Here is a 14,876-nt window from a genome sequence, read left to right on the forward strand (position 1 = left end):
CACCCCGGCCCACCACGCAACCGACGCACACGCACCCCTACCCGCACCTGGACCCCGACCCACACCCACACCCACACCCACGAACGCTGGGCGGCAAACGGCAAACGACCCCGCCCCACCCGGGACGAGGCCGCTCACCACACCGCACATCACACCGTCACCGGCGGGCGACCCCCTCCGCCCGGGCCGCCGCGGCCACCGCCGCCGTGACCGCCGGCGCCACCCGCTCGTCGAAGGGCGACGGGATGACGTAGTCCGCGGCGAGGTCGTCCCCCACCACGGAGGCCAGCGCCTCGGCCGCCGCCAGCTTCATGCCCTCGGTGATCCGCGACGCCCGCACCTGCAGCGCACCCGCGAAGATCCCCGGGAACGCCAGCACGTTGTTGATCTGGTTCGGGAAGTCCGAGCGCCCCGTCGCGACGACCGCCGCGTACTTGTGGGCGACCTCCGGGTGCACCTCGGGGTTCGGGTTGGCCATCGCGAAGACGAACGCGCCCTCCGCCATGGAGGCGACCGCCGGCTCCGGCACCGTACCGCCGGAGACTCCGATGAAGACGTCGGCGCCGGACAGGGCCGCCTCCAGCGAGCCGGACAGCCCGCCCTTGTTGGTGAAGCCGGCCAGCTCCTGCTTCACCGGGGTGAGGTCGTCCCGGTCGGCCGAGACGACACCCTTGCGGTCGGTGACCGCGACGTCCCCGATGCCCGCCTCGACCAGCATCCTGGCGATGGCGACCCCGGCCGCGCCCGCACCCGAGATCACCGCACGCAGCTCACCGAGCGTCCGCCCGCTCAGCCGTGCCGCGTTCCGCAGCGCCGCCAGCGTCACGACCGCCGTGCCGTGCTGGTCGTCGTGGAAGACCGGGATGTCCAGGCGCTCCTGGAGCCTGCGCTCGATCTCGAAGCACCGCGGCGCCGAGATGTCCTCCAGGTTGACGCCGCCGAAGGACGGGGCCAGCCGGACCACGGTCTCGACGATGTCGTCTGTGTCCGTGCAGTTCAGCGCGATCGGGACGGCGTCCACGCCGCCGAACTGCTTGAAGAGGATCGCTTTGCCCTCCATCACCGGGAGGGACGCCTCGGGGCCGATGTCCCCGAGTCCCAGCACTGCCGTGCCGTCCGTCACGACCGCGACGACCGAGGACTTCCAGGTGTAGTCGTGGACGAGGTCGGGCTGCTCGGCGATCGCGCTGCACACTTTCGCGACGCCGGGCGTGTACGCCAGGGACAGGTCTTCCTTGTCGCGGACCGGCACGGTGGCCTGCACGGCCATCTTGCCGCCGCGGTGCAGCGCGAAGGCGGGGTCGAAGGAGTCGAGCGGCTCCGCGCCCGACTCCTGCTCCGCACCGGCGTCGTTGTCGCTGCGAGGATTGACGATCTCCGCTGCCACTTTGTCTTACCCCTTAAGAGTTCATGGTTTGAGGGTTTGTCCACTCCTGGTGAGGAATGGGCGGGCACCGCGCGAGGAGATGGCTGTCTGGGCCACGAGGCCCCCGCGCGACGGGCGCGCCGCACACGCGCCCTGAGCCCCTGATGAGGGGTGTAAAGAACCTTCTTACCCGACCGACGCCCCCGCCGACGAGTCGCACCATCGCAAGCTCACATGTCGGACCTGGGACTCCGCATGTCGGTGACATGACTCATAGCCAGGGTTCCGGACAACTTCCCGGCACCCCTTGACAGGACCGGAGCAGGCGCCACGGACGATCGTCCGCACCCGTGATCCATGTTCGTATTACGAGGAATTCCACAGATCTTCCGGCCGGAAGGGCAGATTCCCGTAAAGGTTCGGTCGTGATGTACCGACCTGGTGCGGTTCGCGGGGTGACCCGTTATCCGATTTTGACATGGCCGCCCCCCTGAATGGCCGAGTCCGAATGGCAAGATGCCGTAATCGCACGAGGTCGCGGCACTCGAAGACGTGTGCTCTCGTCGACCCACGGCACCGGCCGGACCCCGGCCGGTGTCCCGTCCCATCGGCAACTCCATTCATCCGCCGGAGGAACCACCATGACCGCAAGCTCCACCCGTCGTACGACCGCCGCGCACCTCCGGCCCGCAGTGGTCGGTGCGATCGCGGTCGCGGGCGCGCTGCTGCTCACCGGATGCGGCGACCAGACCGAGAGCGGCGGCTCCGGCAGCAGCGACGGCCAGTCCTCGAGCAGTGCTCCGCTGGCCGACAAGCTGCCGAAGTCGATCCGTGACAAGGGCACCGTCAAGGTCGGCTCCGACATCGCGTACGCCCCGGTCGAGTTCAAGGACGACTCCGGCAACACGGTCGGCATCGACCCGGACCTCGCGGATGCCATGGGCAAGCAGCTCGGGGTGAAGTTCGAGTTCGAGAACGGCACCTTCGACACCCTGATCACCGGCCTGCGTTCCAAGCGGTACGACATCGCCATGTCCGCGATGACCGACACCAAGGACCGGCAGGAGGGCATCGACGCCGACACCGGCAAGAAGGTCGGCCAGGGCGTCGACTTCGTCGACTACTTCACCGCCGGTGTCTCGATCTACACCAAGAAGGGCGACGACCAGGGCATCAAGACCTGGTCCGACCTGTGCGGCAAGAAGCTCGTGCTGCAGCGCGGCACGGTCTCCGAGGACCTCGCCAAGGCCGAGAACAAGAAGTGTCCGGCCGGCAAGAAGATCGCCATGGAGGCCTTCGACAACGACCAGCAGGCACAGACCCGGCTGCGCGCGGGCGGCGCCAACGCCGGCTCCTCCGACTTCCCGGTCGCGGCGTACGCGGTGAAGACCTCCGGCGGCGGCAAGGACTTCGAGCTCGTCGGCGAGCAGGTCGAGGCGGCGCCGTACGGCATCGCGGTCGCCAAGGACAACACGCAGCTGCGCGACGCCCTGAAGGCGGCGCTCGACGCGGTGATCGCGAACGGCGAGTACAAGAAGATCATGGACAAGTGGGGCGTGGCGGAAGGCGCCGTCACCCAGGCCACCGTCAACGCCGGCAAGTGACCGCGCGGCGGGCGCTGAAGGGCAGCATCCATGACTGTTGACATCGACAAGACGGCGGGCGGCCCGTCCGGCACCCCGCCGACCCGGCCGGAGGCCATCAAGGCCATCCCGGTCCGGCACTACGGGCGCTACGTCTCCGCGGTCGTCGCGATCGCGCTGCTGGCGGCGGTCGTCTTCGCGTTCTCCCAGGGCAAGATCAACTGGGGGGCGATCCCGGACTACTTCTTCGACGACCGTGTCCTGACGGGCATGGGCAAGACACTCCTGATCACGGTGCTGGCCATGCTGATCGGCATCGTGGGCGGCATCCTGCTCGCGGTGATGCGGCTGTCGAAGAACCCGGTGACGTCGTCCATCGCGTGGTTCTACATCTGGTTCTTCCGCGGCACGCCGGTCCTGGTGCAGCTGGTCGTCTGGTTCAACCTCGGGCTGGTCTTCGAGTACATCAACCTCGGGCCGCTCTACCGCGACGAGTGGTCGGACTTCATGACGCCGTTCCTGACGGCGCTGCTCGGCCTCGGTCTCAACGAGGCCGCGTACATGGCGGAGATCTGCCGCGCCGGTCTGCTCGCGGTGGACGAGGGGCAGACCGAGGCGGCGCACGCGCTCGGCATGAGCCACGCCAGGACGCTGCGCCGGATCGTGGTCCCGCAGGCGATGCGCGTGATCGTGCCGCCGACGGGCAACGAGGTCATCAACATGCTGAAGACGACCTCGCTGGTGTCGGTCGTCCAGTACGCCGAGTTGTTCCGGGTCGCCCAGGACATCGGCCAGACCTCCGGCGCACCGGCCGAGATGCTGTTCCTGGCGGCCGCCTGGTACCTGCTGCTGACCTCGGTCTTCAGCGTCGGCCAGTACTACCTGGAGCGGCACTACGCGCGGGGCTCGAGCCGGTCGCTGCCGGCCACCCCGATCCAGAAGATCAAGGCGAACGTGCTGTCCCTGTCCAGCCGCTCCAAGCCGACGGGAGGCGCCGCATGACCGCCATGGTGAAGGCCGAGGGCGTCCACAAGTCCTTCGGCCCGGTGGAGGTGCTCAAGGGCATCGACCTGGAGGTGAAGCAGGGCGAGGTGTTCTGCCTCATCGGCCCCTCCGGCTCCGGCAAGTCCACCTTCCTCAGGTGTATCAACCACCTCGAGAAGATCAACGCCGGACGTCTTTACGTCGACGGGGAGCTGGTCGGCTACCGCCAGAAGGGTGACAAGCTCTACGAGCTGAAGGACAGCGAGGTCGCTCTCAAGCGCCGGGACATCGGCATGGTCTTCCAGCGCTTCAACCTGTTCCCGCACATGACGGCGCTGGAGAACGTCATGGAGGCGCCGGTCCAGGTCAGGGGCGTGAGCAAGGCGCAGGCCAGGGAGCGCGCCCGGGGCCTGCTGGAGCGCGTGGGCCTGGGCGACAAGGCCGCCAACTACCCCTCGCAGCTCTCCGGCGGCCAGCAGCAGCGCGTCGCCATCGCGCGGGCCCTCGCCATGGACCCGAAGCTGATGCTGTTCGACGAGCCGACGTCGGCCCTGGACCCGGAGCTGGTCGGCGACGTCCTCGACGTCATGCGCGACCTCGCCGAGTCCGGCATGACCATGGTCGTCGTCACCCACGAGATGGGCTTCGCCCGCGAGGTCGGCGACAGCCTGGTCTTCATGGACGACGGCGTGGTGGTCGAGTCGGGCCGTCCGCGCGACGTCCTGACCGACCCGCAGCACGAACGGACGAAGGCGTTCCTGTCCAAGGTCCTCTGAGACGGCGTCTCCAAGGTCCTCTGAGACGGCGTCCAGGGGCGGTACGGGCAGGCCCGTACCGCCCCTGTCCCTCGTCCGTGCGGCGGCTCACTTCACGGCGAGCAGCAGCGTGTCCGACGGCGAGCACCACACCGGCCGCGCCTCGCCGAAGCCCTTCTCGCGCAGTACGCGCGCGTGCCACGCCGCCGAGGGCATGTCGCCGTCGGCGTGTTCGCCGTAGATCTCGAAGCGGCGGGCGGTGGGCCCGGCGAGCACCGGGTCCTTGGCGGCCAGCTGCCACCACTCGGCCCAGTCGAGCGCGCCCTCGCCCTTGGCCGCGTCCATCTGCGCGTGCCGCTGTGCCCGTTCGGCCGCGTTGATCCGGGGCGTCGTGTCGTCGATCATGTGGTCCGCGTTCATGAGGACACCGCCGTCGCGGACGAGCCCCGCGACCCGGCCGTAGAGATCCGCGAGGGGTTCGGCGTGCAGCCAGTGCAGGGCCGTGGCGGTCAGGACGGCGTCGTACGTGTCGTACGGCAGCTTCGCCGGCCAGTCGGGGTCCTTGAGGTCGGCGGTGACGAGGCCGACCCGGTCGTCGCCCGCGAAGGTGCCCTCGGCGATGGCGAGGAGCGCCGGGTCGAGGTCCACGCCGGTGCTGGTGGCCTCCGGGAAGCGGGCGAGCAGCCGGGCCGTGATGGTGCCGGTGCCGCAGGCCAGGTCGAGGACCCGGGGCGCGGGGCCGACCAGTGCGCCGACCATGTCGAGCATGATCCGGAACCGTTCCTCGCGGTCCGGCATGTACCACTCCTGCTGCCGGTCCCAGCTGCGCTGCCAGGCCTGCCAGTCCGTGCCGGCCGTGGCGCCGGTGGTGATGTCGGCGTCCGTCATCAAGCCCCTCCGTACTGCGTGACGTAATACCCTGGAAGCACGATCAGCTCTTACCTGATCGCAGGCACGACCCTAAAGCCCCTTCGTAAGGACTACAAGTGGAACTGGCCTATTACTCGGATTACGCCGTGCGTCTCGTCAACACCGAGGAACCGTCGCGGGGACAGGACTCCCTGACGTCGGTGGAGGCCGTCCGCGAGCTGTTCGGCGCCAACCAGTCGGCGGCCCGCCGCACCACCGACTCGGACGTCACGAGGTTCCGCTCCGTACGGGGGCGGCTGCGCGCCGTCTTCGAGGCGGCCGACGGCGGCGACGAGACCCTCGCCGTGGACCTGCTGAACTCCCTGCTCCTGGAGTTCCCGGTGAGCCCGCAGATCTCCGGCCACGACCACCGCGACGAGGACGGCAGCCCGCTGTGGCACATGCACCTGGCGGACCACCCGTCCAACGCGACCGCGGGTTTCGCGGCGATCGCGGCGATGGGCCTGGCCTTCCACCTCACGGAGTACGGCGTGGACCGGCTGGGCCTGTGCGAGGCGGCGCCCTGCCGCAACGCCTACCTGGACACCTCCACCAACCGTTCCCGGCGCTACTGCTCCGACCGCTGCGCCACCCGCGCCAACGTGGCGGCCTACCGTGCCCGCAAGCGCCTGGAGGCGGACCGGTCCGCCAGTACCGGCCGGAGCGCCGACAGCGCCCAGCGGACCACGGCGAACGGCGAGCGCTGACCGGCCCGGGGCCGGTACCGCAGCCGCGCCCTCCCGAGCACGAGCTCCTCCGGGACGACCCCGTAGTCGGTGCTGTCGCCCCCCGCGAAGGCGTTGTCCCCGAGGACCCACCAGCCGCCCCGGCGCCGCTCGGCGGCCCGTTTGACCACGAGCAGGTCCTGCTGGAAGGGGTGCCGCAGCACGACCACGTCACCCGGCCGGACCCTCGCCCCCCAGTGCACCAGCAGTACGTCCCCGTGGTGCAGCGTGGGCACCATCGACGGGCCGGTCACCTCGGCCGGTCCGAAGGGCAGCGCCCCTCTCGCGCGCCCGGTCTCCTGCGACAGCTGCTCCGGCATCACCCGGCACCTCCCCGGTCTTTCCTCCACCAGTCTCAGTCTCACCCCGGACTTTTGTCCTAAGCCCACGGGGGCACCCGCGAAATCGCGTCTCCCAGGGAGTAATGTCCCCCCTGAGAAGACGATCACGAGGAAGGAACGCTGCATGCTTTCCCGCCTGTTTGCCCCCAAGGTCACGGTCAGCGCCCACTGCGACCTGCCCTGCGGCGTGTACGACCCGGCCCAGGCCCGCATCGAGGCGGAGTCGGTGAAGGCCGTCCAGGAGAAGATGGCCGGCAACGACGACCCGCACTTCCAGACGCGCGCCACGGTCATCAAGGAGCAGCGCGCCGAGCTCGCGAAGCACCACGTCTCCGTGCTGTGGAGCGACTACTTCAAGCCCCCGCACTTCGAGAAGTACCCGGAGCTGCACCAGCTGGTCAACGACACCCTGAAGGCCCTGTCGGCCGCCAAGGGCTCGAAGGACCCGGCGACCGGCCAGAAGGCCCTGGACTACATCGCCCGGATCGACGAGATCTTCTGGGAGACCAAGAAGGCCTGATCCATGGCTGGGCCTTCTGCCCCGCGGTACCGCGGGCCGCATCGCCTGCCTGTCCCGCACCCGGCCCGCAGGCCGCCGACCACGGCGTCCGTGACGGTCCGGGTGCGGTCTTCTTCCCTCCGGCCGGACTCTCCCGAGTCGCCCGTGAGCCATGATGTGGTGGGCGACGACGGGGTGCGCGGGCGGGCATCCGTCCCCACGTCGACAGCGAGATCCGACAGATCCGCGCGGAAGGCTTCGCGGGCCCGCGCCGGTGAGGTACCGCTCGACCCGCGCGGTGTACGACGAGGCCGGTCCAGCCCCCAGCGTCACCCCGCGCTACGAGCCCGTTCGTCGCGGCTGCGCGGGAACCGGGCCTACCCGGCGGCCTCCGGATCGGCGGCGGACTGCGTGTCTCCCGTCTCCACGCGGAAGGGGTAGGTCCTGGCAGCGGTGAACGCGTCGTGGATCGGTTTGATGAGCGAGGTGAGGCGCCGGACGGCGGCGTCGCCGATCGGTGTCCACAGCGCCGCGCAGTGCTCGTCGGTCTCGACCTCGATCTGCTCGCGCGCCGCGATGCCGGCATCGGCAGCGGTGCCGTCGGCGTTGAGCCAGCCGCGTGCGACGAGGCGGGTCGTTGCCGCGGCCACCTCCTCGTCGTCCCACAGCCGGGTGGCACGCGCGATCGCTTCCGGGAAGTGACCGGTCGCGGTCTGCAGAACATTGCAGTCGCACGGCCCGAGGTCGTTGGCGGCGAGCACCGTGAAATGCGCGTCGCCGCGCCACTCGCGCACCACCGTGATCTGCTGCCACAGCGCGACGAGCGGATCGGCTGGGAGGGGGACCGAGGCGTTGGCGGCAGCCATCGTCTTCCCGGCGTAGTCGGCGCTCGCGACGACCGGGTCGATCAGCGATCGTGCCTCGGTGATCTGATCGGCGGTGAGGCTCACGTCGACGCGCTGCAACGCACGGTCGACGGCTGCGAAGCGGGCGGCCTGCCACTGCTGAGGCGTCGCTGTGTCCCAGACTCCCGCCATGGCCTGCACCGACCGGGGGCTGAAGTTGTAGAAGGCCGCGAGCGCGACCTGCCACGGGACTGCGCCCATCGGGGCTGACCGGAACGCGAAGTACGCCGGTCCGTACTCGGTCACGCCCAGCTGGGCGGCCTCTTCCGGTGCCTCGGGGATGAAGTAGACGAACAGGTGGGTCGCGTTGATGGTGAGGCTTACCTCGCGGACGGCATTCAGGTCCATGTCGGCGCGAGCGAAAGTGCTGGCGAGATGCATCGCGGTGGTCTCCCGGCAAGTGGAGGTATCGAGATCGTTCTTGGTGCGTCCGGTAAGTCAGGGCGGCTCCGGCGTGGTGATCCGCGCGGAGATCGCGCCGAGTTCCTGTACTTCGATCCGGACCGTGTCTCCCGGCGCCAGGTAGGGGCGGTGGTCGGACAACTCCTGGATGCAGCCGGTACCCACGGGCCCGCTGGCGACGATGTCACCGGCTCGCAGGGTGGTGCCGCGCGACGCGTGCGCCAGCATCTCGCCGAACGACCAGTGGATCTCGTCCCAGCTGCCGCCGCCGTAGTGCTCGTCGTTGACGTACCCGTCCATCCGCAGCGCATAGCCCTTGCCCGAGCGGTAGGGCTCCAGTTCGTCAGGGGTGACGAGGAACGGGCCGAGGCTGGTCGAGGCGTCCTTGCTCTTGGACGGGCCGTACACGAACCCCATCTCGCTCGCGGAGATGTCGCGTGCGCTCCAGTCGCAGTAGACCAGGTAGCCGGCGACGTGATGCTCCGCCGTGGCGGCGTCCAGGTTCGAGCAGTCCCCGGCGATCACCGCTGCGACCTCGACCTCGTAGTCCCACGACTGAGCGCCCGGGGCGACGGGGACCTCGTCGTGCGGTCCCTTGATCGCCGCCGGGTTCGAGAAGTAGAAGAGCGGATATTCGTACCAGACCGGGCTGACCCTGCCGTCGCCCACGGCTGCCTTGCCCGCGTTGCTGATGTGACGTTCGAACGCGGCGAAGTCCCGGACCGCCGGGGGCACCGGTACGGGCGCCAGCAGGTCGGCCGTGGCCAGCTCGAGGATCTCGGTCGGTTCCCTGGTAGCGGCGGCCTCCAGCCCGCCTTCGGCGCGCAGCAGCTCCAACAGGCCCATGCCCACGGCGTGGATCTTGTTGTCCTGCACCACGCCGCAGCGCGTGGAGCCGTCGGCGGAGCGGTAGCTGACCCATTTCATCGGGCAAGCACCTCCCGGGTGCAGTCGTGGAGCCGTCGTACGTCGGCGGGGGAGGAAGGCCGAGGGTCCCGCGGGACGGTCCTCGCTCCCCCGCTCACGGTGACGGGGTGGCCCGGGGTACCGGAAGCCGGGAACGGCAGGATCTCCTCGACGCGGTCTCCACGCTTGAGCCAGGTGCGGGCGGGGCCGTGCCCGATACCGGACGTGCCCCCGGTGATCAAGACCGTCTTCACGCGGCCACCGTCCGCGAGAACTTGACGATCTCCTCGACGAACAGCTGCGGTTGCTCCAGGGCGGCGAAGTGGCCGCCCGCGGGGATGTCGTCGTTGAAGTAGCGCAGGTCGTGATAGGCGCGTTCGGCCCAGATACGGGGGGTACGCGTCAGCTCGTCCGGGAAGACGCTGACCCCGACGGGCAGGTCCAGCTCGGTCAGCGCCGGCGGCTGCCGGGCGTACTCCCAGTACAGGCGGGCGGAGGAAGCGGCGGTGCCGGTGAACCAGTACAGCGAGACGTGGTCGAGGATCTCGTCGCGGGTGAGGGCGTCGGGCCTGGCCCAGTCGAGGAACTTCTCGTAGATCCACGCGGCCTGCCCGGCCGGGGAGTCGGTCAGGGCGTAGCCGATGGTCTGCGGCCGGGTGCGCTGCACGACGTGGTATCCGGAATGGACGGCGGAGAAGCGGCCGCCCTGTTCGAGTGCGGCCTTCTCCTCGGATGTCGGGTCGTCGCCGACCGGTGGTGCGGCGAGGAACTCGGGAAAGTTGACGTGGATCGCACGCAGGCCCGCCGGGCGCTGCGCCCCCATGCGGGTCGCGACGACACCGCCCCAGTCGCCTCCCTGGGCCACATAGGAGTCATGGCCGAGACGCCGCATGAGCACGCCGTACGCGCGGGCGATCCGGTCCGGGTCCCAGCCGGTGGCGGTGGGTTGGTCGGAGAATCCGTAGCCGGGCATCGAGGGGACGACAAGGTGGAAGCCGTGCTCGGTGAGAGGGCCGACGGTCTTGAGGAACTCCAGGAACGAGCCCGGCCATCCGTGCAGCAGCAACAGGGGGGTGGCGTCGGAGCGGGACGAGCGTACGTGCATGAAGTGGAGGCCGAGACCGTCGATGGTCGTGCGGAATTGGCCCAGCTCGTTGAGGCGCCGCTCCAGAGCGCGCCAGTCGTACCCGGTGGCCCAGTACTCCAGCAACTCCTCGAGTCGCTCCCGCCGCACCCCCTGGCTGCTGTCCGGCGATGTCTCCCGGCCGGCGAGGCGTACCCGGTGGAGCCGGTCCTTCAGATCCTCCAGGGCACGGTCCGGAATGTCGATACGAAAAGGTGTCACGCTGTCCGATGTCATGGTCACCACGGTGCGGCCGTGACGAGCGCGCAGTCCAATGACTGTTCCGGCACACGTAATACGGTCACCGTATAAGGCCAGGTAGAGTGAGGTGGTGTCCGAACGCTTCCCCGCACCCGTGGACCTCGACCTGCGGCTGGTGCAGTGCTTCACGGTGGTCGCCGAGCACCAGCACTTCGGCCACGCCGCCGAGGAGCTGCACACCACCCAGCCGTCACTGAGCCGGCAGATCCGCCGCCTCGAGCAGCAAGTGGGCGTCCGCCTGCTCGACCGCACCACGCGCGGCACCCGGCTCAGCGAGGCCGGCGAGGCTTTCCTGCCCCAGGCCCGGGAACTGCTGCGCGCCGCGGTCGAGGCAATGGCCCGCACCCGGGCCGCGGCCCGGCCCAGCAGCGTCACCATCGGCTACACCAAGGGACTGGTCATCACCGCGGCCGTGCGGGCCCTGCGGGAACGCCATCCCGACGCCGAGGTCCACACCCGCCTGCTCGCCTGGAACGACTCGCGCGGCGCGCTGCTGGAGCACCGCGTCGACGCGGTGGTGACCCGTCTGCCCTTCCCCACCGACCGGCTGCGCGTCACCGTCCTCTACGACGAACCGCGTGTACTGGTCGTGCCCCGGGACCACCGTCTGGCCGACGAGGAGTCCGTCACCCTCGACGACATCGCCGACGAGCCGATCCCCCACGTACGCCAGTCCGACCCCTTGCTGAACGCCTACTGGCGGCTCGATCCCCGGCCCGACGGGCGGCCCGCGCCCGACGGCCCCCTGGCCGAAGCCCTTGAGGACAAACACGAACTCATCGCCGCCGGGCAGGCCGTGGCTGTCGGGCCGCCCCTCACCCACGCGACCGGCCTGCATCCCAGCCTCACCACCGTCCCGTTGCACGGGGTCGAACCGAGTCAGGTCGTACTCGCCACGCGCACCGGCGACCGCAGCCGTCTGGTCACCGCTTTCCGCAAGCATGCCGAAGCTCTGCTCACCGGAACCCACCGTCCGGGGCCGATCCGCACGCCGTGATCAGCGGCGGCTCCGCCCGCATACGCAAGCGGTCATGACCCGTGCCTGGTCCGCCGCCCCAGCGCCCCGACGAGACCGGCGGTCTCCTCCGGGATGTCCCGCGCACCGCTGAACTGGACGCCGCCGAGCGGGACGCGCTCGATCAGGGCGTAGACAGTACGGCGCGGTCTGGGCCGCGCCTCGCGGGTGGTGGCCTTCACCCCGCCCACCGAGCCGTCCGTGAGCGCCGCAGACGGCCGATCCAGACCGTCCGTCATGCGCTGCTCCAGCCCGGTGACGAACTCACCCGTGGGCGAGCGTCGTCGAACGGGAGCCACGAGCCCCGAAGGGTCCCGGGGCGCCCCTCACCGCGCCGACCTCGTCCTGCGCAGGCCCGTCCAGACGCAGCAGGCGGTGGTGCCGGCCGCGAGCAGCGCCGCCCACGGTGCGGACGGGGCCGCGTGCGTCACCGCTGTGCCGAGTACGACCGCCACGAGTCCGTCGAACTGCCAAGCCGCGATCAGCAGCCCGGAGAGGTCGCCGAACGGTGTCATGACCGGGAGCAGCAGGGAGAGCGGCAGGTTCGACTTCATCTCGCGCAGGAATCTGGCGCCGAGGACCAGCACGACCGTCCCCGCGACGAGCAGCACCGTCTCCGCCGTGCGGTCGTCGTACGAGGACCACCGGGCCGCCGCCGCGGCTCCGCCGCCCAGCAGGGTCCCGGTCGTCACGGCGACGACGGGCCAGGTCAGCGCCCGGGCGAACGCGCCGCCCCGCCGGCCGCCGTACAGCGGAGGGAGGGTCGACTCGTCGCGCAGTCCGCGCCACGTCTCGCCGGCCCGGCCCGCGCCCAGGTAGGCGCAGCAGGCGCCGGCCGTCCACAGCAGCGGGGCGGGACCGCCGTACGCTCCGGCGGTCCCGAGCGTCATTGCGGCGCCGCCGGTCAGCAGGAGCAGCGCGGCCGCGCCGGTGCGGCCGGGAGTGCGCAGGGCCCGGACCGCGCCCCGGGAGACGTGGCCGCGCAGGCGGCCGCCGGGGCGGAAGAGGGCCGAGGTGAGACCGCGGGGTTCCGGCCGGTACAGGTCGAGGGCGTGGTGGAGGGTGCCCGTCAGTGCGTACGTCTGGGCCTGGGAGGCACGGGCCGACTCGCGGGCGAGCCGGGACAGGTCCACCGTCCGGACGGAGCGGAAGGCCGCCCGGCCCGTCACCGTCGCTGCGGCCGCGGCAGCGACGGCCACGAGCCAGAGCTGAGCCGTCACCGTCACGACGACGGCCGCGGCGCCCGCGGCCGACGCGAGGACGAGGTTGTCGCGGGCCGTCCGCACCTGGCCCCACAGCCACGCCGTCGCGGCGAGCGCGCCGGCGCCGGCCGCGACCGCGACGGCCTGCAGCCCGGTGCCGACGTGGTCGAACAGGTCGGTCGTGAGGTACGCCGCCGTGCAGGATGCGAGCAGCAGCGCAGTACCCGCGTACGCCGGACGGCGGCGGGCCGGCCTGCCGAGGTAGGCCGTCGGGGGCAGGTCCGTGGACATGAAGACGTGCAGCACGAAGGGCTGGAGCACCAGCGGGCCCCAGAACCGGCCGGCGAGTTGGGCGGTCCAGCACGCCGTCACCGTGAAGGCGCAGGCCGCGGCGGTCGCTGCGCCGGGCGTGCGCAGGGACACGAGCGCGGGGGACGTGGCCGCGGCGTGCAGGGCGGGCACCAGGAAGAGGGTGCCGAAGAGGACGACGAGGTACGCGGTGTACGCGCGGCTGCCCGCAGAGGCGCGGTCGCCGCGACGGCTGTACCGGTGCCACACGGCGCGGACGCGATCACCGGCCTCGGCCTCGGCTTCGGCTTCGAGCCGGGTTTCAGCTTCGGTTTCGGTATCGGCTTCGACTTCGGCTTCGGCTTCGGCGGATGTCACGGGGTCCTGTCGTGTCACCCGAGCTCCACGCGGCCGTCGCATGCGGCAACGAGGGCCGGCTCATGGGTGGCGACCAGGAACGCGGTGCCCGCCTGCGCCCGCTCCGTGAGCAGGTCGGCCACCAGGTCGACGCGGTGGCGGTCGAGGTGCCGCTCGGGCTCGTCGAGCAGTACGGCGTCGGCGGGGCGTACCAGGGTCAGGGCGAGGCCGAAGAGCTGGGACTGTCCGGACGAGACCTGGTGGGGGAAGCGCTCGGCCAGCGCGGAGAGACCCAGCCGCTCGACTACGCGGTCGGCGGCCTCGGTGGTGGCCGCGGAGTTGCCGTACCAGGAGGCGGCGACGAGGGTCACCTGCTCGCGCAGCGTCATGTCGCGGGCGACGGGCACCGGTTCGACCAGCGAGGCCATCAGCCGTCGGTGACGGGGGTCGGTCCTGGCCGGCGGTTCACCTCGTACGCAGACCGAACCGGCCGTGAGGCTCCGGGTGCCCAGGAAGGCGCGCAGGAGGGTGGTCTTGCCCGTGCCGTTGCCGCCCGTGACGCACCAGAGTTCGCCCGGGCCGGCCTCGAACGACGTGGGTTCGAGCAGCGTCGCGTCCCCGAGCGTCACCGCCGCGCCGTCCGCGGCGAGTACCGCCACCACCTGGTCAGCGCTTCCTGGCGTACGTCCGCACCACGACGCCGTTTCCGAAGGTCCGCACGTCCCGCGTCACGAACTCGGAGATCCCGAAGGCCGAGCCGAACATCGGCATACCGGTGCCGAGCACGATCGGGTAGGTCTTGACGACCAGTTCGTCGATCTCGTCGACCAGTTCACCGGCGACGACCGACCCGCCGCACAGGTAGATGTCGTACGCGCTCTCCTCCGCCTTCAGCGCCCGGACCCTGCCGACGAGGTCGCTGGTGATGATCTCGACGTTCGGGTCGGGCGACCCGGTGAGCGTGCGTGAGGCGACGTACTCGCGCAGGTGGGCGTAGGGGCTGGTGACGCCGTCCTTCAGGGCCAGGTCGTAGCTGGCCCTGCCCTGGAGGACCGTGTCGAACCGCCTGTTCGGCAGGTCGTCGATTCCCAGGTGGCGGCGGCCCTGGGTCGGCAGCGTCTCCGGGTACTCCGCCTTCAGGAACCCGAAGTACTCCTCGTCGACGAAGCGGGTCATGAACGACGCGTCGCCGTCCGGGCCGCCGATGAAGCCGTCGATCGAGCAGGCGATGAAGTACGTGAGTCCACGCAAACCG

The 14,876-nt window shown here is 70.7% G+C and carries 16 protein-coding genes; 6 read left to right on the top strand and 10 right to left on the bottom strand.

Annotated elements, in window-relative coordinates; all coding sequences use genetic code 11:
• Positions 1–157 precede the first annotated feature (157 nt).
• Positions 158–1,387 carry an NAD(P)-dependent malic enzyme gene (locus HZS56_RS10710; RefSeq protein ID WP_216720505.1) on the bottom strand — a complete coding sequence of 410 codons (1,230 nt, stop codon included), beginning with the start codon at positions 1,385–1,387 and terminating at the stop codon, positions 158–160.
• Positions 1,388–2,007: 620 nt separating this feature from the next.
• On the opposite strand from HZS56_RS10710, the gene HZS56_RS10715 reads away from it, so the two are divergent.
• Genes HZS56_RS10715 through HZS56_RS10725 form a run of 3 tightly spaced genes read left to right on the top strand, consistent with a single transcriptional unit; the run spans position 2,008 to position 4,709 of the window.
• Complete coding sequence (locus HZS56_RS10715; protein ID WP_216720506.1) at positions 2,008–2,970, top strand: ABC transporter substrate-binding protein; 963 nt, start codon at positions 2,008–2,010, stop codon at positions 2,968–2,970.
• Positions 2,971–3,000: 30 nt separating this feature from the next.
• Positions 3,001–3,951, top strand: a complete 951-nt coding sequence (locus HZS56_RS10720) for an amino acid ABC transporter permease (protein ID WP_216720507.1) — start codon at positions 3,001–3,003, stop codon at positions 3,949–3,951.
• Entirely contained in the window at positions 3,948–4,709 is a 762-nt protein-coding gene (locus tag HZS56_RS10725; protein ID WP_301543007.1) for an amino acid ABC transporter ATP-binding protein, read from the top strand. The genes HZS56_RS10720 and HZS56_RS10725 overlap by 4 nt, the downstream gene beginning before the upstream one ends.
• Before the next feature lie 87 nt (positions 4,710–4,796).
• Here HZS56_RS10725 and HZS56_RS10730 read toward each other — a convergent pair whose 3' ends face one another.
• A complete protein-coding gene (locus tag HZS56_RS10730; RefSeq protein ID WP_216720508.1) occupies positions 4,797–5,576 on the bottom strand; it encodes a class I SAM-dependent methyltransferase in 780 nt (259 codons plus the stop codon).
• Between the two features lie 98 nt (positions 5,577–5,674).
• Here HZS56_RS10730 and HZS56_RS10735 point away from each other — a divergent pair, with 98 nt between their 5' ends.
• Entirely contained in the window at positions 5,675–6,304 is a 630-nt protein-coding gene (locus tag HZS56_RS10735) for a CGNR zinc finger domain-containing protein (RefSeq protein ID WP_216720509.1), read from the top strand.
• Here HZS56_RS10735 and sodX read toward each other — a convergent pair.
• Positions 6,208–6,642 carry a nickel-type superoxide dismutase maturation protease gene (gene sodX / locus HZS56_RS10740; RefSeq protein ID WP_216720510.1) on the bottom strand — a complete coding sequence of 145 codons (435 nt, stop codon included), beginning with the start codon at positions 6,640–6,642 and terminating at the stop codon, positions 6,208–6,210. The two genes, HZS56_RS10735 and sodX, sit on opposite strands and share 97 nt — an antisense overlap.
• A gap of 145 nt (positions 6,643–6,787) precedes the next feature.
• On the opposite strand from sodX, the gene sodN reads away from it, so the two are divergent.
• Entirely contained in the window at positions 6,788–7,183 is a 396-nt protein-coding gene (gene sodN / locus HZS56_RS10745; RefSeq protein WP_031039738.1) for a superoxide dismutase, Ni, read from the top strand.
• A gap of 356 nt (positions 7,184–7,539) precedes the next feature.
• Here the strand turns inward: sodN and HZS56_RS10750 are convergent, their stop codons facing one another.
• The 3 genes from HZS56_RS10750 to HZS56_RS10760 form a co-directional block, all read right to left on the bottom strand.
• The gene (locus tag HZS56_RS10750; RefSeq protein WP_216720511.1) at positions 7,540–8,448 is read right to left on the bottom strand and encodes an SCO6745 family protein; all 909 of its coding nucleotides are present in this window, start codon (positions 8,446–8,448) and stop codon (positions 7,540–7,542) included.
• Positions 8,449–8,505: 57 nt separating this feature from the next.
• Complete coding sequence (locus HZS56_RS10755) at positions 8,506–9,396, bottom strand: fumarylacetoacetate hydrolase family protein (RefSeq protein ID WP_216720512.1); 891 nt, start codon at positions 9,394–9,396, stop codon at positions 8,506–8,508.
• 229 nt (positions 9,397–9,625) lie between these two features.
• Positions 9,626–10,735, bottom strand: coding sequence for an epoxide hydrolase family protein (locus HZS56_RS10760; RefSeq protein ID WP_216720513.1), 1,110 nt, complete (start codon positions 10,733–10,735; stop codon positions 9,626–9,628).
• A 94-nt stretch (positions 10,736–10,829) separates the two neighbouring features.
• On the opposite strand from HZS56_RS10760, the gene HZS56_RS10765 reads away from it, so the two are divergent.
• On the top strand, positions 10,830–11,756 hold the full coding sequence (locus HZS56_RS10765) for a LysR family transcriptional regulator (RefSeq protein ID WP_216720514.1): 927 nt from the start codon (positions 10,830–10,832) through the stop codon (positions 11,754–11,756).
• Between the two features lie 32 nt (positions 11,757–11,788).
• Here HZS56_RS10765 and HZS56_RS10770 read toward each other — a convergent pair whose 3' ends face one another.
• The 4 genes from HZS56_RS10770 to HZS56_RS10785 all read right to left on the bottom strand — a co-directional run bounded on the left by HZS56_RS10770 (position 11,789) and on the right by HZS56_RS10785 (position 14,872).
• The gene (locus HZS56_RS10770; protein ID WP_216720515.1) at positions 11,789–12,013 is read right to left on the bottom strand and encodes a hypothetical protein; all 225 of its coding nucleotides are present in this window, start codon (positions 12,011–12,013) and stop codon (positions 11,789–11,791) included.
• 87 nt (positions 12,014–12,100) lie between these two features.
• Positions 12,101–13,642 carry a hypothetical protein gene (locus tag HZS56_RS10775; RefSeq protein ID WP_308408050.1) on the bottom strand — a complete coding sequence of 514 codons (1,542 nt, stop codon included), beginning with the start codon at positions 13,640–13,642 and terminating at the stop codon, positions 12,101–12,103.
• A gap of 14 nt (positions 13,643–13,656) precedes the next feature.
• Positions 13,657–14,280: an ABC transporter ATP-binding protein gene (locus tag HZS56_RS10780; RefSeq protein WP_308408051.1), complete on the bottom strand. Its 624-nt coding sequence runs from the start codon at positions 14,278–14,280 to the stop codon at positions 13,657–13,659.
• 7 nt (positions 14,281–14,287) lie between these two features.
• Complete coding sequence (locus tag HZS56_RS10785) at positions 14,288–14,872, bottom strand: dihydrofolate reductase family protein (RefSeq protein WP_216720517.1); 585 nt, start codon at positions 14,870–14,872, stop codon at positions 14,288–14,290.
• Between the last annotated feature and the right edge of the window lie 4 nt (positions 14,873–14,876).

This window comes from Streptomyces mayonensis (assembly GCF_018982965.1).
In the GTDB taxonomy this organism is placed as follows: Bacteria; Actinomycetota; Actinomycetes; order Streptomycetales; family Streptomycetaceae; genus Streptomyces; species Streptomyces mayonensis.